Origin of the sequence: Mycobacterium scrofulaceum (assembly GCF_002086735.1) — a bacterium.
GTDB classification, from domain to species: domain Bacteria; phylum Actinomycetota; class Actinomycetes; order Mycobacteriales; family Mycobacteriaceae; genus Mycobacterium; species Mycobacterium scrofulaceum.
On the sequence record NZ_MVIJ01000002.1, the window covers coordinates 119,292 to 137,467 of the forward strand.

Annotated in this window: 22 protein-coding genes; 2 read left to right on the forward strand and 20 right to left on the reverse strand. The window is 64.7% G+C overall.

All coding sequences use genetic code 11. The features are described 5' to 3' along the window. Positions 1–5: 5 nt before the first annotated feature. Genes BST44_RS02700 through BST44_RS02705 form a run of 3 tightly spaced genes read right to left on the reverse strand, consistent with a single transcriptional unit; the run spans position 6 to position 6,130 of the window. Positions 6–635 (reverse strand): hypothetical protein, encoded by a 630-nt coding sequence (locus BST44_RS02700; RefSeq protein WP_142274338.1) that lies wholly within the window; start codon positions 633–635, stop codon positions 6–8. A gap of 41 nt (positions 636–676) precedes the next feature. Continuing rightward, positions 677–841, reverse strand: a complete 165-nt coding sequence (locus BST44_RS30030; protein ID WP_158086635.1) for a hypothetical protein — start codon at positions 839–841, stop codon at positions 677–679. Between the two features lie 27 nt (positions 842–868). After that, complete coding sequence (locus BST44_RS02705; RefSeq protein WP_083174948.1) at positions 869–6,130, reverse strand: phage tail tape measure protein; 5,262 nt, start codon at positions 6,128–6,130, stop codon at positions 869–871. Between the two features lie 210 nt (positions 6,131–6,340). Between BST44_RS02705 and BST44_RS29370 the strand changes: the two genes are divergently transcribed. Beyond that, positions 6,341–6,772: a hypothetical protein gene (locus BST44_RS29370; RefSeq protein ID WP_142274339.1), complete on the forward strand. Its 432-nt coding sequence runs from the start codon at positions 6,341–6,343 to the stop codon at positions 6,770–6,772. A 494-nt stretch (positions 6,773–7,266) separates the two neighbouring features. On the opposite strand, the gene BST44_RS02710 is transcribed toward BST44_RS29370, so the two are convergent. From BST44_RS02710 to BST44_RS02775, 17 genes are all read right to left on the reverse strand, one after another. Further along, positions 7,267–7,701, reverse strand: coding sequence for a hypothetical protein (locus tag BST44_RS02710; RefSeq protein WP_142274340.1), 435 nt, complete (start codon positions 7,699–7,701; stop codon positions 7,267–7,269). Between the two features lie 59 nt (positions 7,702–7,760). Beyond that, a complete protein-coding gene (locus tag BST44_RS02715; protein WP_083174951.1) occupies positions 7,761–9,269 on the reverse strand; it encodes a terminase large subunit domain-containing protein in 1,509 nt (502 codons plus the stop codon). Further along, positions 9,262–9,627 carry a hypothetical protein gene (locus BST44_RS02720; RefSeq protein WP_083174953.1) on the reverse strand — a complete coding sequence of 122 codons (366 nt, stop codon included), beginning with the start codon at positions 9,625–9,627 and terminating at the stop codon, positions 9,262–9,264. Before BST44_RS02720 ends, BST44_RS02715 begins: the two co-directional genes overlap by 8 nt. Before the next feature lie 202 nt (positions 9,628–9,829). Next, positions 9,830–10,357 (reverse strand): hypothetical protein, encoded by a 528-nt coding sequence (locus BST44_RS29375; RefSeq protein ID WP_142274341.1) that lies wholly within the window; start codon positions 10,355–10,357, stop codon positions 9,830–9,832. Positions 10,358–10,637: 280 nt separating this feature from the next. After that, positions 10,638–10,880 carry a hypothetical protein gene (locus BST44_RS02730; protein WP_083174956.1) on the reverse strand — a complete coding sequence of 81 codons (243 nt, stop codon included), beginning with the start codon at positions 10,878–10,880 and terminating at the stop codon, positions 10,638–10,640. Then, positions 10,877–11,047 (reverse strand): hypothetical protein, encoded by a 171-nt coding sequence (locus tag BST44_RS30035; RefSeq protein ID WP_158086636.1) that lies wholly within the window; start codon positions 11,045–11,047, stop codon positions 10,877–10,879. Before BST44_RS30035 ends, BST44_RS02730 begins: the two co-directional genes overlap by 4 nt. After that, complete coding sequence (locus BST44_RS02735; RefSeq protein WP_083174957.1) at positions 11,047–11,475, reverse strand: helix-turn-helix domain-containing protein; 429 nt, start codon at positions 11,473–11,475, stop codon at positions 11,047–11,049. The genes BST44_RS30035 and BST44_RS02735 overlap by 1 nt, the downstream gene beginning before the upstream one ends. Next, positions 11,472–11,756 (reverse strand): hypothetical protein, encoded by a 285-nt coding sequence (locus BST44_RS02740; protein WP_083174958.1) that lies wholly within the window; start codon positions 11,754–11,756, stop codon positions 11,472–11,474. The genes BST44_RS02735 and BST44_RS02740 overlap by 4 nt, the downstream gene beginning before the upstream one ends. A 26-nt stretch (positions 11,757–11,782) precedes the next feature. Beyond that, positions 11,783–12,055 (reverse strand): hypothetical protein, encoded by a 273-nt coding sequence (locus tag BST44_RS02745; protein ID WP_083174959.1) that lies wholly within the window; start codon positions 12,053–12,055, stop codon positions 11,783–11,785. After that, entirely contained in the window at positions 12,052–12,327 is a 276-nt protein-coding gene (locus BST44_RS31510; protein ID WP_083174960.1) for a WhiB family transcriptional regulator, read from the reverse strand. Before BST44_RS31510 ends, BST44_RS02745 begins: the two co-directional genes overlap by 4 nt. Further along, positions 12,324–12,644 carry a hypothetical protein gene (locus BST44_RS02755; RefSeq protein ID WP_083174962.1) on the reverse strand — a complete coding sequence of 107 codons (321 nt, stop codon included), beginning with the start codon at positions 12,642–12,644 and terminating at the stop codon, positions 12,324–12,326. The genes BST44_RS31510 and BST44_RS02755 overlap by 4 nt, the downstream gene beginning before the upstream one ends. Before the next feature lie 29 nt (positions 12,645–12,673). After that, complete coding sequence (locus tag BST44_RS31640; protein ID WP_439330690.1) at positions 12,674–12,922, reverse strand: zinc finger domain-containing protein; 249 nt, start codon at positions 12,920–12,922, stop codon at positions 12,674–12,676. A 160-nt stretch (positions 12,923–13,082) separates the two neighbouring features. Further along, a complete protein-coding gene (locus BST44_RS02760; RefSeq protein WP_083174963.1) occupies positions 13,083–14,276 on the reverse strand; it encodes an AAA family ATPase in 1,194 nt (397 codons plus the stop codon). Continuing rightward, a complete protein-coding gene (locus BST44_RS02765; protein WP_083174965.1) occupies positions 14,273–14,728 on the reverse strand; it encodes a DUF2742 domain-containing protein in 456 nt (151 codons plus the stop codon). The genes BST44_RS02760 and BST44_RS02765 overlap by 4 nt, the downstream gene beginning before the upstream one ends. 91 nt (positions 14,729–14,819) lie before the next feature. Continuing rightward, positions 14,820–14,996 (reverse strand): helix-turn-helix domain-containing protein, encoded by a 177-nt coding sequence (locus tag BST44_RS29380; protein WP_142274342.1) that lies wholly within the window; start codon positions 14,994–14,996, stop codon positions 14,820–14,822. Between the two features lie 387 nt (positions 14,997–15,383). Then, positions 15,384–16,550 (reverse strand): tyrosine-type recombinase/integrase, encoded by a 1,167-nt coding sequence (locus BST44_RS02770; RefSeq protein ID WP_083174966.1) that lies wholly within the window; start codon positions 16,548–16,550, stop codon positions 15,384–15,386. Between the two features lie 214 nt (positions 16,551–16,764). Next, positions 16,765–17,742: an Acg family FMN-binding oxidoreductase gene (locus BST44_RS02775; RefSeq protein WP_083175098.1), complete on the reverse strand. Its 978-nt coding sequence runs from the start codon at positions 17,740–17,742 to the stop codon at positions 16,765–16,767. A 136-nt stretch (positions 17,743–17,878) separates the two neighbouring features. Here BST44_RS02775 and BST44_RS02780 point away from each other — a divergent pair, with 136 nt between their 5' ends. After that, a complete protein-coding gene (locus BST44_RS02780; protein ID WP_083174968.1) occupies positions 17,879–18,172 on the forward strand; it encodes a hypothetical protein in 294 nt (97 codons plus the stop codon). Positions 18,173–18,176 lie beyond the last annotated feature (4 nt).

An 18,176-nucleotide genomic window follows, 5' to 3' on the forward strand; every position in this document is an offset into this window, starting at 1 on the left:
GTGGGTCAGTGGCCGAGCAGGGGCACGACGATCCCGCCCCAGACGGTGCTCGATGCCATCGGGGCGTTGAACGCCGGTGCCGCTTGCCACAGCGCGTCGCCGATGAGGCATGAGTGGGAGTTGCCGCTGATGTTTGCCACCCAGCGCTGGTTCTGGTTGTAGCCGGTGAAATTGGCGTAGCCGCCGAGCATCTGAAAGAAGCCGCCACGTGCGTCGCCGCCCGATGCGGACTGCCCGGCCGGGGAGGTGCTGCCACTGGCTTGTGCTGGGGTGCCCAATGAGACCACCCCGGCATAACTGACGGAGTTGGCGGTGACGGCGTAACTGTAACCGCCAGTAAAGCTTACGGCGATGATCGGGTTATTCTTCGGCGGGTTGAAGAACGAATAAATGGCCACCTGGCCTGAGCTGTTCACACCATTGCTGTAGTACTGAAAGCCAGCGACCTGGGTCATTGCCGTGCCGCCCAGTGTTGCGGTGAAGGTGCCAGGCCCTGACGCGAAACTCGATACCCCCACGAGCACAAGGCTTGCCCCGCCACCGACGGGATGCGGCCACGAGCCGCCGGTTGTGGCCTCGATGCCAGCACCGGTCGCATCAGGGAGCACCCGAGGGATCAGCGGTAGTGGCCGCATCAACGCGTTGCTAGGAAAGCCGCGCCCGAGTCTGACGCCACTCAACGTGGTGCGTTGTCCACGGGCACACCGGGATCCATCACCGCCGCGGTGATCTTGGTGTTCAGCTCCGACGGCCCGTCCTGCGCGGTGCCGGTGGACTCGACGCCACCCTGCGCCAACCCGTGTTCAAATGAGCCGCTGAAGTCGTCACGCGTGATTGCCATAATCTGTTGCCTTTCTAAATGTTTCGGTTAGCTACGGCCCGTGAACATGCTGCCCGACATCGGATGGGTGTTCTCGGCCATGGTGTATTTGTCGTTGAACTGCTGCATGCCGTCGTGGAACTGCATCGGGTCGTTAGCGTTTACGGTGACGGGTCCGTGGAGGTGGTACTGGATGTTGTCGCCGCCGTTGGCGTCGGCGTAGCCGGCGTTCTGGTTGCCCGCCAACGGGGTTTGCGTTTGCCCAGCGCTGTTTTGGGTGGGCCGCACACCAGCAATTCCCGAAAGAAGGCGTCCGGGAATGGTTTGCGCCCAGTCGCCGCCAGTGGATGACGAGCTGACGGTGAAGGCTTCCAGCAGTCCCTTGGCGGCGATACCAGCCGCCTGCGCGCCGTAGGATGCCGCCCGGTTCAACTCCTGGAACCCGATCTGCATCGCCGCGCCCGCAGCCTGCCCGGCTCCCGGCGCCATCATGTCGACACCCATCGAGGCACCTTGGGATGCAGCGCCTTCAAGCGAGCCGATCAGACCGCCCGAGAATCCGATACCCGGTGACGCGGGCAAGTTCTCGCCGGGCTGCTGCACATCCGCGCCCGGCGCCGGAGCGCCCCCCTGGCCCTTCTGCGCGCCAGGAGACTCCGCACCACCACCGACCGGCAGGCCACCCGCTGCCGTGCCCGGCGAAGGCGGTTGCGGGGCACCGGGAATGGCCGCGTCGTGCATGCTGGTGCCCGAGCCCTTCTCCTTCGGGCTGCCGGGACTGCCGACGTTGGGCAACGCGCCCTGACCCGGCTTCGGCTGCGGCGGCGGCGCGGGTTGCGACGGCTGAACAGGACCGCCGCCCGGCTCGAAATACTGGGGCACCATGCCGCCGGTGCTGAACCGGGCGCCCTTGTTCATGTTCTGCAGGTACGGCAGGTACTGCCGGGTTGCGTCGGCGTTCATGACGAATTCGCCGGGGGTCAGCCATGCCGGGATCGTGTCCGTGCCAGACGGGCCGCCATCGGCGAAGTACTTGACCAGACCGCCGGTGGACCAATAAGCGGGGTTGAGGTAGTCCATGACCTTCGGGACGTTCAGATGTCCTGTGCCGGAGGAACTTGGCGACCAGAAGCCCTGATCTTCCCGAGGGCGTTGCGGTGTCGGCTTTGCGCTGTGTCGGGTGTCCATGTCGCCGAAGCGGCGGCCGGTCCTCGGATTCATGGGAGGCAGCGGCGGCGAGTCCGGGGTTCCCTCCCCTGGGCGGATCGGAGGGCGTGTGAAAGCCTGACGCAGCATGGCTCGTTGCTCATCCACAGTCGCGTTGCCGTTGGCGTCCAGCATCCCGCGCTGCCGAGCAAATGCCTGCAGTTCCGGCGGAAGGCTGTCGGCGTCGGTCGGGGCGCCCTTGGGATACCAGTCCTTGTAGAAGTTGTGTGCGGCAGGCCCGCTCGGCGAGGGAGCTGGAGCCGGAGTTGGCGGGGGCGTGCCGAGATAGGCCCTTGCCCGCTGCATGAGCGGATCCCATGCCTGGGCACCCTCGTAAGACAGGGGTCCGCCAACAGAGGTCGACGCTAGCGCCCCATCACCTACTCCATAGGCGGCGCCCCACGCCTGGTTACGGTGCGGCTCAAGGGCATCCAAATACGCCTGCACGTTGCCGACCACCGAACGGCGGTTCTGGCCACGGGCAAAGGCCGTCTTTTCCTGGAACAGACCGAGGACCTCGTCATCTCCCTGCACTCCACCGGAAATGCCGGGGTTCAGCCCACTTTCGCCCACGGAGTAGGCCACGATCTGGGTAGCCTGATCGGGCGTGTAACCCCGTGCTAGGGCCGCGCTGTAGATGTATTGAGCCACCGACCGCGGGTCGTGGGACGGTTCGGTACCCACCTTGATGCCCGGATACCCAGACCCACCGGGAGCCGACGCGCCATGGTGGAAAGCGTTCAGCAGCAGTTGTTTCTGCTGTTCCGGTGACAGGCTACGGATTTGGTCAGCGGTCAGAGGGCCATTGAGGTCGACCGGGGCAGCGGTTGAAGACCCACCGAAGCCAGAACCGCCGGAACCGCCTGAGAACGAGCCGGAGCCCGAACCGGTGGCGCCGCCGCCGAAATAGCCGCTCCCCGCGCCGCTTCCGATACCTGCTGCTCCGCCACCACCAGGACCGCCGGGACCACCAGACGCCCAGTTCGTGACAAAGACCGGAACCACACCCGATCCAGCACCCCTGGCACCAGGGAGCAGACCCTCAGGGCCTTCCAGGCCAGACTCGGCGCCGAGACCCTCTTCGCGAGAATGCCTGCCGCGACTGCCGCGCCGTGAGCGCTTGCTGGACTTGCCGCCCGCAGCGTCAAAGTCCGGAATGCCATGGAAGGCTGCAACTTCCAGCGGTCCGAGAACCAGGTCTTCTAGGAAGCCGACGGTGTTTTTGACCAGGCCGGGGAGACCACCCTGCAGCCAGTTGTCATCGAGCTTGACGGGCATCCACGGCTCTTGGCTGCCGCCACGACCGCTGCCTTTCCCCCTAATCCCGGCGAGCTCTCTGTTGATCTCATCCAACTTTTTTTGAAGCCACGGGATTTCGCCACGACGCGCCGGGTCGTTAGATGCCCTGTCGTCGGCGATACGGGCCTGGATCTCGTTCGCCTCGGTTTGAAGATGCTCAAGCCTCTTGAGGTCTTCGTCAAGAGGGTCTTGGTCTTTCTTCTTCTTGCCACCTGCGCCACCGCCACCGCCACCGGCGTATGGCGCGTCGGGGGTTTCGGGCTGCGATTCGGGTGTGGGGGGCGTGAGGTCCGGGGTCGGCTGACTGGTATCTGGGGTCGGCTGGCTGGTGTCAGGCACCACCGGTACCGGCCCGTTGTCGGGGCTGGGGTTGTCGGGGGCGGCTACGTCGTGGTCGCCGCTGAAGTACTGGTCCCAGAGGGCGTAACCACCGCCGAGCGCGGCGCCGATGCCGCCACCAAGCAGCGTGCCGACGCCTGGGATGACTGAGCCGATAGCGGCGCCCGCCATGGCCATGTTGCCCGCATCTGATGCGATGACACCGAGCTTGTTCGGGTTGGTGTTTTCCCGTGTGTTCGCTTGCAGCGCATCACCGCCCAACGACAGCGCCGCACCACCTACGAGCGCAAGAGCACCCTTGGCCTTGTTGGCGGCGCCCATAACCCGGTTCATGGCACCGATTTCAGTATTAGCGGCAGCGACGACGCCCGCGGCGCCCGCCTCCGCGGCCGGGCCAGCCGCACGCAACTGCGCATTCGCTTCCTGGGCGGCCGTCCGGACGCGCTGCTCAGCACCGGCCTCTTCAGTAGAGGCGGCCTGGACGCCGGAGGCGCCTTGTCGGGCGGCGTTGCCGCTCTGGCGCAGTTCCTGGTTAGTCTGGTAGACAGCGGTTTTGACGCGGTCCTGCGCGGCTGCCTCTTCGGTGGAGGCGGTTTTGACACCGGCAGAACCCGCCTGGGCTGCCGGGCCGGATTGGCGGAGCGACGTATTAACCTCGTCCGCGGCCTTCTTGGACAGCCCGAGGTTGGACTTGAACAACTTGACGGTGCTGATCAGGGAGTTCGACAGCTTCATGCCCAGGAACAAACCGGACAGGACGGTAACGTCCTCGATCAGATCCTTGACCAGCGCCCGGTGCTGCTGCATCCAATGCACGCCGGTCTCAAGGGAGTGGACCCACTTGGTCGCAGTCGGGAGGAAATCCTCACCGAACTCGATCTTGAGCGAATCTAGTGCGCCCTTCAGGTCTTTCCATTGGGCGTTGAAGTTCTGCTGAGACCGCGCAAACTCCATGACGTTCCCGCTCGGATCGGCCTGGGCGTTGGCGATCTCCTCCCGATGCTTTACCGCCTCGGGATTGTTCTGGTCGGTCACCTGCAGAAGCGTTCGCGCATTGTCCTGGCCGCCGACCGCGGTCTGAAGCGCCTGCATCACACCCAGCTGATCGGTATTGAGACTCTTCAAGACCCGGTTGAAACCCTGATTGTTCTCGTGGGTCTGCATCCACTGATCAACGATCTTGGCCTCGGTAACCCCAAGGCCGCCACTGCTTTTCCGGAATTCCTTCTTGGAGAGCTGGCCGCTCATAATGCGGTCGGCGACGGCCTTCTCGGCGGGGCTGAGCTTGCCGTACTCCTCATGCTCCAAGGCCTGCGACGCCGGGTTGTTCTCGAAGGCATCCAGGATCACGTTTCCGTTGGGACCGAGGCGCCGATCGACAGCACCGCGGATCTCCTGGGCCGTACCGATATACCCCTTGCTGCGGAGGTCCTTTGGAATGTCACGGGGGTCCAAGCCGATGGCGGCCAACATCTCTCGCTGCTTCGGCTGGATGTTGCCCAGCGACGACAGAGCATGGTTGAGGTTCTGGCTGGCCTGGTCGGCGTGCATCCCGGACTGGGTCAACATTCCCAGGGTGGCCAACAGATCATTCAGATTTTCACCCACCGACTGGGCCGTCGGCTCCACGTTGTGAAGCGCGCCAGTGAAGTCGGCGAAGGTGGTCTTGCCCAGGCGGACCGCCTCGATCATCTTGGACGTGACGTTGGCGGCCTGATCGGCTTTGAGATGGTAGTCGTGCAGGGTGGTGGTGACCGCGTTGGCGGCCTCATCCAAACCAACGCCTTCCTCGGCGGCACCCTGAGCGGCGGCCTTCATGACCGTAAGCGCCTCACTACCGCGATACCCGGCCTGCTCAACCTTCAGCATCCCCGTGGCCAATTCCGTTGGGTGCCAACCGGTACTGCTCGCCAGGTCCATCAGACCGTCGTGAATGGACTTCAAATTCCGGGGAAGCTCACCACCGACTGTTTCCAACCGGACCAGCTGCACCTGAAAGTCACCGGCCGCCTTGGTTGCATCGGCTGCAGCGGCAACAAATCCACCCACGACGGCACCCGCCGCAAGCGTGGCGGCACCATGGAAACGACCGAGCGCCCCAGCCGATCCCGCCGCGGCGGCCTCCAAGTCCTTGTGCGCCGCAGTGGTGTCTTCGACCGACTTGGTGTGCTTGTTGGCGGCAACGGTGGCTGCTGCAGAGACGTCGATCGCGCTGGCCGTGGCTTTCATGGCCCTAGCGCTGGCAGCACCATACTTGTCCACCGCGTTCTCCGCGGCACGCCACGCAGCCACAGAACGAACAGATGCCGCCTCGGCCTTCTGCGCCAACAAAAACTCGGCCTGACCAGCCTCAACCAGCTTGTTCTTCAGCAGATCAAGCTCGCTGGCGCCCCCGATAGCCTTAAGCCCCTCTGAGACAGAGCCGCCCAGAATCTTCTTGATGTCGGCGCCGAGAGCCGAGAACACCGACGTGACTTCTCGGGCGGCTAGTGCGGCGGCTTGCTGAGCCCCACGCAGCTCAACATCTAAGTAGACAGGAATGGCTCGGCCTCCTCCGATTCGGGCGCATCATCCGGTATGACCAGAGACTAAATCCGCAGCGCCCCAAACACGTTGGACGTCGCGCCCCACGCGACACCACCAAACCCGTTGACACCAAGGCCATACCGTCAACACGTGAGCCAATTCCCAAAGCCATGCCTCGGCATCAACGGCACACGCTGCCCGGCACTCACACGCGCACCCGGCGGCCGCTGCCCCGCCTGCGCCCGCGAATGGGAACGGTTGCGCGGCACCACAACCCAACGCGGCTACGGCCCCGCCCACCGCGCGCTACGAGCCCACTGGGCACCCATCGTCGCCGAAGGCGGCGTCACATGCCGCCGACCAGGCTGCGGCCAACCCATCCAACCAGACGAACCATGGGACCTCGGGCACACCGAATCGCGAGCCCCCAACGAGCCAAGCGCGCCCGAACACCGCGACTGCAACCGCGGCCACCGCCCACGCCAACCAGGGCAGTCCGCTCAAACGGACACCCTCCACCAACCCGCCATCATCAACACCACCAACGACACCACCGACGTCGTCGCCGACTGCCCGTTCTGACACCTTTGGCGGCAGGTGTTAGGAATCAAACACCTGCCGAGCCCCCAACGACCTGTACCAAATTGGTACACCTCAAACCACGTTGATCCACAACAACAATGGGCGGCCCGCACCCACCTACCTACACGCACCAACCATGGGCGCACCTACCGCGCCAACCGCTGCCCGAGCACACCAACCCACCGCCAACAACGGCACACCAACCAACCCAACAGCGGGCACACCTACCGACACCCAACCGCCAAACACCACCACCCCGAGGCCAGACAGCAAGGCTAGGCCCATCTGGGCACCGCCTTCGCCCATGCCCGCGCCCACCCCGCACCAACCCTCCTGGCGCCCGTTTTTTGCCGCGCGCGCCGATCGACCCATTGCCCCAACGGAAGATCGCTACATAGTGCCCAGAAACTCGAAAATCCGGGCTCGAAACGGGCAGTACGTCGCCTACTTGCGGCAGATGTGCGCTGGTTGCGGCGGTTTCAAACCGCTGAACCTTAGTCTGCGTTTTTCCCGAGGTCAGTGACGAGCTGTAGCCGGATGTCGTCGGCGTCGTCGTCAGTGGCTTCGGCGTTCAGCTCGGCCAGTGACTTGAAGCTTTCGGAGACGACGAGCCCGAGCTTCAACTTGTTCATCGGTCCGATGCCGAGCTGTTTCTCCTCTTCCAGGACCATGGCCTGCAGCTTCAAGGCCAGTTGGTAGAGCGGGTTTCCGGCGGGCTGGCCCTTGCTGCCGGTGACGATCGGGTTGCGGTCGGCGGCCGCGATTAAGCGTTCGTAGCGGTCTACGTCCTTCACCCATCTCCGAACCAGCGCAATGTCGGCCGCGGTGGTGGCGCCGGAGACGTAGTCCGACCAATAGCCCGTCCACGCGTCCTGCGCGGCACGGCACAAACCCCTTGGCATGGGTGGCGCTGTGCCGGTTTCCTTCACCAACCCAATGTCTTTGGTGATGTTGTTCTGTCGCCGACCTGGTGGCTTTCGTGCGCTCATCAGACCGGCACGCTATCGAGCACGTTATAGCTCGGCGGCGCCACAGAGGCCCTATCCAGCGCCATGACTGCGGCCACCGCGAGGTCGACTTTCAGTGGTGAGTTAGGCGTCGCCTTGCAAATCCGCGTACCACGAGAGTCTGTCTTGCTCATGGCGTTGCCAATGTGCCGCGCCAGCCTCACGTCCCCCGAGTGAGTCACCGTCCGGTTCACCACAGCCTCGTACATTCTCTGCGTTGCGGGGATCATGTGCCCGGCGTTTTGCGGGAACGCCACAATCGGCAGCCCCTCATCCTCAAGGATCTGGTAGCTACGTGCCCATCGCGCTGGGTCGCACACGATTTCACGTACCTGCCAACGCCGACACGCCTGCCGGATCGTCTCTTCGACGTCGGCGATCGGCACCGCCCAGTCCGGGCCTGCGGTCGGCGGCTTCTCCCACAACTCGACCACGTCGAGGTGCGGGTTCTCGCCGCAGGACGCCACGACCAGGGCGGTGGCGTCGTTGTTGAAGGAGCCGTCGAACCCGAGGCAAACGTCTGCGCCGTCCGGGATGTTCAGGGTGGTGTCTTTGCAGGCGTCCCACGCGCCGAGCGGCAGCCACGCCTGGACACCCGACACCCAGCACGCAAGGTAGTAACGGAGCCACTCATTTTCGGGGATCTGGTGATAGCGGTTGGAGATGTCGCGAACGTCGGCGAACAAGTCCGCGGCCGGGCTGGCGTCCCTGATGGCCTGCTGCCGCTGCTCCTCGTCTGTCAGGTCGTAACGATCTGCAGGGCATCCCCACCAGACGAACAGAAACTCATCGTCTTGGATCTCGCCGCTGTTGACCCTAAGCCCGTAGTCGTGCATTCGGCCGGCCAGCGTGTTGGGGTCAAACCCCGGAGTGGTGGTATTCACGATCAGCGAATCTTGGCGCTTGGAGCAACCATTCGCGAGCACCAAGTGGACGCGCTCTTTGTTGCCGACCCACTCGTGGGTTTCGTCGGCCAAAAGGGTTGATGGCCGCTGACCGTCGTTCGTACCGGCAACCGCGGCAACCTTATACGCGCGGCCCGGCCCATCCTTCACCTGGATCTCATGTTCGAACGGAATCATCACCCGGCTCAGTGTTTTCGACTCCGAAACGCATTGACGCATGTCGCCGAACAACAGGTCGGCCTGCTCCAGCGAGGCGGCCGCCACCGGGATCACCGCCGCGTACTGGTTAGCGAGTTGGTAAGCGCCGATCCACGACGCCAGGGGCGTCTTTCCCTGGCCCTTTGGGCATTCCAGCAGTGCGCGCCTATAGCGGTACCGCCCATCTGGGCACTTTTCGAACAGCCAGATCAAGAAGATCCGTTGGAAGACCTCAAGTTTGACAGGTTGCCCAAACTTTGGTCCGCTCGTGTACACGCAGTTGCGCTCGATCCAGCGTGCAACCTTCGGGCCGTCGGACGGGGCGTCGGTAAACGCCGGGCACGACAACGGCTTCGGCACACCGGGCGGCCAGGGAATCTCAGCCATCCGCTTCGTCCTCGGGGGCCAGCCGATACCAGGGGCCTTCCCGCCATCGCACCGGGCGCTGCCCGGTCGAATTCTTCACCTTGGGGCCGAACCTGGCGAACAGCTCCGCCAGAAGCTCGTCAACTTTCTCCACCTCAGCGGGTACTAGTTCGGCCTCGAACCGCAGGCCCTCGCACAACTCCCAAAGTTCGTCGGACTGTGCGACGACGCCCAGATCTTGTAGTCGGTCCAGGAGGTACAGAAGGTGCTCCCGGTGGCAGCGAACGCGGTGCTCCACGCGTGCCATGCGGTCGGCCAACGTCACCCACCGCGACGGCGGCCTCCGCCTAGTAACGGCGTCCCACTCGGGCTTGTCCACGTTTACCTCCGTCGTGCCTTAGGTCCTCCGGGGAGCGGTGCGGCCAGGGGAGGAGGTCACCGCTCCCCGGAGTCCTTTGATTACCCCTCGCTTTCGGTCCTTCCTTAACCTCGGCTGGGGGCGGTCCCTGCGCAGCATCGGCGATGCTCGGAGCCGTTGCGCGCAGGGATGTCTGGGGATGCTTCATCGTCCGTTCGATGTGCTAGGCGTTGTGTGCTTTTCGGGCGTTGACCGGTACCCAAGGCGCCCGCACGCGCGGGCGGAGGCCGCGGTCGCGGACAGTCGGGCGCCACGTGACGCCGGGCCGCGATGATGCCCACGAGGAGTACGGCCGGTCAGCGTATGCGCGCTCAGCGATCACGCGAAAAATATGCGGGTAGGCGTCGCCCTCGCGCTTCTTCCGCTCCAAAATTTCCAGCGCTCGCTGAGGGTCACGGATAGGCTGCCGCGCCAGCTCCAGCTGCTTGCGGCGAATATCCGTGGGTACGGGTGCGTACGGCAACGCCCGCAGCTCAGCCAACTTGGCGGCAGCGTCTGCGCCGGGATCGGCCGGGCGATTACGCATCTCGGCCAGCATGGCGCGGTCAATGGCCTCACGCTCAGCCTCTAGACGGTTCCCTTCGGAGTTCAGCCATTCAATCCGCGATGCCTCGTCTGGCGTAAATCCCCTGGCCTCAAAGTTTTTGGTGCGCGCAATCTCCATAATCTCGGAGTGAACCCGTGCGCTCATTTCCGTGAGCTTCCGCCACCGGTCGCACTGTTCTCGTCGCACGCTCATGCGGGTGCCCCGAACTTTGTGCGCTGCATGATGTATTCACCTGACATCGCTAATTCGGTTGTTGTTTCGGCCATTACCGACTCGGCCCTCTCTAGCGGCGTGCTGCAGTTGGGGCAAATGGTTTGCGCGACAACACCCTCCCGGAGCACACTAATCCAACCATCTGCACTGGCGGAGTGCGGATTCCGTAGGCGCTTGCCGCAACGGAAGCACCGGTGAAGTTTCGTGGCCATTATTCCTCCTTCGGGTCTGTGGTTACAGAAATTGCTGCGGCGGTGAACTCGATCGCCAGGCGCCCTTGCATCCACATCGATGAGATTTCGTCTCGGACACGGTCCGGCGCACAATCCACACACAGCCAGGGCCGTCCCTGCATCTTCGTGACCGTGTCACGGTCCAGCACCGGCGCATCAACCTCGACCAGGACGCCGCGGCGCAGACGGCAGCTGCACAGTCCGCATCGGAATTCGCTCATGGCATCGGTTCCTCGACCTGTTCAACGAGACCCAGTTCTAGGTACCGTTCGGCTTGTTGTGGCGATAGCCATGGGATTTCAGGCCCACCAGCGCTGTGGTATCTGAGCTCGCCATCCTGGTCGCGGACGATTACCAGCGGCGTTTCGCCGGTCATTCTGTAGGTCATCACGCCACCTTCCTGCTGAATTCTTCGACTGCTGACAGCGGTATCCGCCACTGCTGGCCTACTTTGCGGCCCCGAATGGTGCCGCGTCGCAAATGCTTCCGTACGGTGTCCGGCTTCATGCCAAGCGCCGTGGCTGCAGTTTCGGGATCGACCTCATTCCGGAAGCCTAAACCCGCAGTCCCCCAATCGCGTTGGCCGTCGCGTCCCACGCGACAGCTAGGTGCCAGCACACGCCACAAAGCCTCGTACTGAGCGCTCAGGATCCGATCGCTGCCCGCCAATTCCGAATGGACACCCGCAATTAGCGCGCGCATCAGCACCAATACCGGCGCGGAAAGGACAGCGGCCCCGCCGGGCAAATGCTGCAGCTGCTGGCCGAGTTCTTCCATTTCCCGCCGAACGTGGGCCTCGCGGTTGGCGGCGTTCACTCCGCGTCCTGGGCTGCCTGGAGTTCCGCCGCGACCAGTTCGGATTCGAGCGCGGCGAGCGCAGCCTCCGCCGAACCATAGTCCCGCTCTAGGGCTTTCGCCGCGCGCGCGGTCAGGGATCCGAGCACGTAGCAGGTGCCCACTCCGCTCCGCGTCAGGCGCACCGCCTCGGCGGCGACACGCTCCCCGTCACCGGCGAGGCCGGCCAATAGCAGCCATAGCTCCGCTGCACGCAACGCACCCAGCTCCTGCGGCGACGGCTGAGCTTCCTCAGTGTTCACGATTCGTCCTCTCGTGGTGTCCAGGGTTAAGCGGCGGTGTCGCCGAATGCCTCAGCGATCAGGCTGGCTACGGTGCGTTGGTGGCGGCGGTGCTCCCTGTCGTAGAGCCACACCAACTGCTTCCCGTGGTGGTTACGTGAGCTCAGCTCTTTGCCGCGCAGATGTTGGATGAACGGAGGCGCTCCCCGATGTCCCCGTCGCTCGATCACGCGGTCGATGCTGCGCACCCGGTCGGGCCTCGCTACCTCGTACGCGCCTTCGTGGTTGCGGACCGGCCGCCAGTCGTCGAAATCGCTCATGCCGCCCGCCTACGTCGCCACCGCTCACTCGGCGACAACCACTCGCGTACCGTCCCGCCGACAACGCCGTGCACGTGGCCCTCCGGCAACGACGCGGCCCAGTCTGCGCATGCCTGGTAAACAGGGCACCGGAGGCATGCCGCGATACAAGCATCCGCAAGGCCGGGGTCTTCGACGGCGTCCGTGAAGGACTCAGCGTCGCCCACGCACAACCCCGCCGACAAGTCGGGCTGGCGGTGCAGATCGGCCAGCACCTCGGCTGCGCCGGTCATGACGCCCCCGGCGAGACCATGAAGACCGTGAGTGCCGAGTCGATTTCGAGTACGGCGTCGTGATCGTGGGCGGCCCAGTAGCGCAAGCCTTCAATTATTTCGTTGCTTCCGGTGTGGGCTACGGCTTCCTTGCGGCGGCGTTGGCCTGCCTTTACCCACACTTCGGGAAGGGGTTCCTGGTCCAGCTGCCGGATGTTGGCGGCGGGCACCCCGAGCAGAAGTGACATGGCGTCGGCGCTGAGGAATACGTCGTCCCCGGCGTCGTTGACGCGCGCCAGTTCGATGCGGTTGTCGGGGCTGTCGGTCATGGTGGTCATGGTTGGGGTTCCTTCGGTTGCGGTTGTGGTCAATCTGGTTGGTACAGCGGTTCTGTGAAATCGCGGCCACCGCGGGCCGGTGCGGTAGGTGGTAAAGAATTGACCAGCTGGTCCTGTCGACCAGCAGTGGCGTCGGCCACACGGGACACACAAGGGATCCTTCGGACCCTTCCGTCGGGGAGGCTGCACCAGGTCCCGGCCGGGGCCGAGCAGTGCCCACAGGGGACTGCCAGCGCATTGGTCTGGGCGTAGGCCGCCCAAATTGCTTTTCCCCTCATGCAGGCACCTCGGCGAACTGGGCTACGGGACTGCGTAAAGCTGGTGGTCCGAGTAGTTCGCCGTTCGCCGCCTTATAGAGGCGGCGGCGAACTGGCGAACTCGACTCGATCGACTTCGCTGGCGAACTGCGGCGAACTGCGGCGAACTGGCGAACTGACATCAGCCGAGCCGCCAATCTTGCGTCGGTGAGGGACACGATTCATGCCGCGGACCCCCTGTGATAACCGGCAGCCCGCACACCGAGCACGGATGCGCAATCCGGTGGAGCTTGGAGTTGTGACCGGTCCCGGTGTCGACGCAGACGACCTGATTCTTGACCGCCTCCTTCATGGCGTCGCGGACAGCGGCGCGCGTATGACCATCACCGCTGGGACCGAGTTCCGACTCGATGTCGGACTTGTTAATAGCTCCCCTCGAGAGCAGCCGAATCAGCGCCGTATAGGCCGCCTCAACCTTGCTGTCAGCCCGCGAGATCTGGTTGTAGGTGAAGCGCCGCGTCGCCGGGTCGAGGGTCATCCGGCCCTCGGGCACGTTGACGTCACGCCCATAGGCGCTGAAATACCTCGGGCCGTTCAGGTCGTCACCTTCGCGTACCAGCCGCCAGATCGCGTCAGGCCAGTCCTGCAGCCGACTGTCACCGCGGGCACGTTCTTGGCCGTGACCCATGTGATGAACGATGCCCGCGTTGGTGATCCCGGCCTCGGCGAGCAGCGCATCGAATGCGACCAGGAATTTTCCGGCCTCGTGATTCTCGTCGAGTCCCAGCGCGTCCAGTACCGGCCTTAAGCAGTCGAAAAACAGGTAGTCGCAACCGATGTCACGTAGCCTCGCTGCCCAGGCGGCGCGACAACGGTCATTCAGCAGGTCGAATGTGCCGACCTGGCCCCGTAGCGTCCACTCTGTGACGGATTGGGTGTTACGGATGCGCTGATCGCCGAGCCAGCGGCGCATCATGTTCTCGGACAACTCGTTGTCGATGAGCGCCACGCTGCTGATGGGCACGTTGACATCGAACCGGCCCAAAAACGGGTCACGGTCGGCCAGGCTTCGCAACATGTTGTGGATCAGGTGGGACTTGCCTGCTTTGCCCTGCGCGCTGAGCAGTATGCGGCTGTCGATCGGCTGCACGTCCGTGATCAGCCACTGCGTCGGCTCATCAGGTTCGGCCAACAGCGCGTCGAGCCGCTTGGGCTCGGGGATCGCGATCGGCGGCAGGTCTTCGACATCTACGCGGCGCCGCGCTTCCCGGCTGATGCGCAGCCGCTGCATCTGCCAGAGGATCTGCTCCTCGTCATAGTCCCACGGTTCGTCGTCGACCACGGCGCCGTTGACATTGCCGTCGGTGTAGGTCATGACGCCACCACACGTTTGGCCCAGGGGCGGCTAGTGCGGAAGCTTTGCAACGCAACAGTTTCTCGTGCCACCTGCCCCCAATCGGCGGCCGCCGATACGGCACGAGACGCCGCGGCCATCGCAACCTGTCCCGCTTCTACACGAGCGGTATGGTGCGGGCTGTCCAGCACGCAGGCCAGGATCTTCGCGGGATCGTCGTCGTCTAAGGCCACCCACGCTGCAGTGCCGGGCGGATGCAGATCCTCCGCAGCGATACCGGCCTCCGCCAGCAACTTCTGGCCGAACTCCCACACCGGCCAAAAGGTCCGCTGAGATGACGAAAGCCGCTGGTGTGCCCTATAATTCGACGTGTAGCTGCCAGATGCGGCTGCGATGTGTGGTGGTGATGTTGGGTCGGCCGGGTTGTTTTCCTGCACAGGGGGCACCCGGCCATCCCTTTCAGGATGGCTCATTTTTTCCGTTCGGGTCGGCCGGGTGCGTGGTTCCGGCGATTGATTTAATTGTGTTGTGTGACAGCGGCGTTAGCGTTGGCGGTCTAAGCCCTTAGTCGCCCCTGATGGGGGAGCCGATCAGGGCGAGCAGCGAGTCGCGGTCGACCCGCAGCACCCTTGGTCCGACGCGGTGGGCGGCAAGAGACCCCTCTGATATCCGGCGACGCAGTGTGGCGACGCTCAGGCGACTGATGTCCGCGGCCTCGCCCATGGTCAATAGCTGCGGCATCCCGGCGGTCGGAGGCGCCCGCGATGGCAACCCAGTGGTGTGGGGCGCTTTGTTGGAGCGCCCCGGCGCATATGTGGTCATGCGTGATAGTTAACCCAAGGGGGGCGCCAAGCGCCACACTACGATGCCGCTAAATGCCATGTGCCGCAACGCATGTAAATTGCATTCGTGCAAGGCTTGGGGTTGCTAGAGCAACGGCGCGGCCGCGAAGAGTCGCTGCGTGCGCGGCGTGTCGGTCTTGCGCCCGGCTGGGCCGGAAGGCGTTGCGCAGTAACGGATTAATTGCGTTTATGCAATTGGATTCGGCCGACATGTGGCGGAGATCACAGCGTCAAGGGGTTGCGGGGGCAGTGGAGAGTGGAAACTTTTGCCACTCTCCACCACACGTCAGTCTTTGTCGGTGGCGCCCGGTGCGGCCAGAGCCGACAGGGCGGCGGCGATCTCCGCGTCCCGGCCGCTGACGATGCCCTGATAGATCAGCGAGGCTTTGACGGTGCTGTGTCCCAGCCTTCCCATCGTCTCGACTAGGTTGCCGACGCGCGCCGTGTTCGTGCCGCAGAAGTGCCTCATGTCGTGGATGGAGGGCTGGGGCTTGTTTTCGCCGTCGCGGCCGATCTTGGTGAGCGCCTTCTGGTAGTACCGGCGAAACGTCTTGTCACTTAGGTGGCAGGAGCGGTCGGCGGCGAACAGCAGCGCGGCGGCGTCCTTAGCGACATATTTGGCCATGTGCTGCTTGACGGCCGGAATGATGTGCGGCGGCACGGCGACGGCCCGGCCCTTCTTACTTTTAGTCGTATCGGTGTGGCACTTGCCGTCGCGGTGGACGACACCCCTGCGCACGGTGATCACGGCGTAGTCGGTGCTGATATCGCGGCGCTCCAGCGCGGTTACCTCACCCCACCTGAGGCCGCACCAGGCGGAGATCAGGATCAGGGCCTTATAGCGCGCGTCGATGGTGTCGGCGAGTTGGCCCACCTCGTCGACGTCGAGGATCACCGACTCCTTCTTGGTGGCGGCGCTGCCGGCGCCCCGGATCACGGCGGGGTTGGCTTGGAGGTGTCCGTCGCTGACGGCGGTGGCCAGCACCGCGTGCAGCAACTGATAGGCGTGGGACCGGTAGGTGGGCTTGTCGATCAGCGTGGTGGCGTGCCAGGCGCGCACGGCGTCGGCGGTGATGTTGCGCATCGGGATCCGGCCCAGCTGCGTCGGTTTGATGTGCTCCTCGAACAACTTCGTGTAGTGCGACTTGGTCCGCGGTTTGAGGGGCTGCCCGGCCACAGTGCGTTGCGCAATCCAGGTGGGGGTGTAGTCGGCCAGGGTCATGCCCGCGGCCTGTTTCTTAGCCTTGCGTTGCGCCGGAGGAGTCCACGCATCCAACTCGATCAGGCGCCGCTCCGAGGCCAACCAGCCCTCGGCGTCCGAGCGGGCGGCATACGTGTGCGGCGCGTTGTGCCGAACGCCCTCATGGAGGTAGCTGGCGTGCCAGCGCCTGACCCGTCCGCGGCCGCTTTGACGCACCCAGCCCCACCCTCGGTGCCCCTTCTTACCTGCCATCCCAGTCGCCCTTCGTGGTGTTATCCGTGTGTTATCCAACTGCAGGGGTGTGTCTAGTTGTGCATAGGTACGCAACTACGCTAACGTCGGCATCACAGCAGGTGACAGGCATATTATTGCTGGTACCGGTTGTGCGGAGCAACTACATAGGCGGCTAATTCGATCCCAGCCGGGACCACAAGTAAAGACGCAGGTGGGCCTGTCGGGCCGCCGCTCAATCCCGAACCCGCAACACCTCGCTGAGCGGTCGTCGCGGCGTGAGCGCAGGCGGCTCGGCCGCGGGGGCCACCCCCACCCGGACCAGCACCTGCGGCCGCCTGCCCTCGTCCAGCAGGTTCGCGATCATCTCGCGCGTGACGTTGAGCTCGGTGACGTGCGTGACGGGGCAGGTCGCCAGGTTCGCCATCGTGCATTCCAGTAACACCGCCGAGAGCGCCTCACCGGACAACAACGCGGCCAGGCGGGTGTCGTCGTCGGTGGACAGCATCAAAATCGTCGACTCGTCCCTCGGAACCTCGGTGCGCCGTTCGGGGTCATGCGTCGTCGGGAACGTCCGCCCGACGTCGACGCGCTCGCGTTCGGCCGGCGACACCAGAGCGCTGTAGGGAACGCCCTCCGTGGCCTCGAAAGGCGCGGTCCACCAATGCAGTTCCTCTTGGTAGGCCGTGTCGTAGAGACGCACCGATTCGGCCACCGACGATGCCTGCGCCAGCATGTCGCGCACCTCGTCGGCCATCACGTCCAGGTGCACGGCATCCTCCTCGACGGCACCGCGCAGCGACGGCTCGAACGCCTCCCAGTTCATCGGCGCGATGAACGGCAGTCGGTCGGTACGGCGGGTCCAGATCGCGCCGGCGCGGCGCCGTTCGTCGTCGGTGACGTCCTGGACCGGGCTGACGTCGACGGTCGCCAGATGGTTCGGATCCTTTGGGTCGGGGAACCGGGAAATCCGCGCTCGCCACCCGGCGGCCGCGAGCGCCACCCGAAGGTGGTCGAGCGCGGCGCCGCAGCTGATCAGCGCCTCCCGGCCGGACCGGTCGGAGACCATCGCCCGGTTCGCATCGAGAAAGAGCTCCACCTGACCGCCGCCGGCCACCCACTGCCAGGGCTGGCTGTTGTGCAGCGACGGCGCGCGGCACGCTGAGCGCACCGCGTCCTCGAGGAGACCGGTGTCCACCAGGGGGGCTGGCATGTCGACCTCGATTCGTTGGCTGGCCCCGAGCATGTCACTTCCGCAGCCTATTGTCGGCCGAGTTTGCCCAGCGCGAACGTGAACAGCCCATACCGGCGACAATCGGTGACAACCAATCTGGCAAGGACGGTGAACGATGGTCGGCAACTTCGAAGGCATCGGCACGCTCAAACTCGAATGCCCGCAAGGCCACCCCGTGGGCCGGATCCTCAAGGACGCCCCCCACCAGGCCGTTCAGTACGATCCCGGCGCCATGGTGGGGCCGCGCCGATTCTGGCCCGACGAAGACGAGCAGCCGCAGTTCACGACGAGCTGCCGGTTCTGCGAGAAGCCGGTGGGGGAGACCACGGCCACGCTGCAGGTGAAACTGGCCGAGCTGCTCGCCGACGCGTCGGCGACCACCGGCATCGCCACGCTGGCGTATCTGTAGGGGG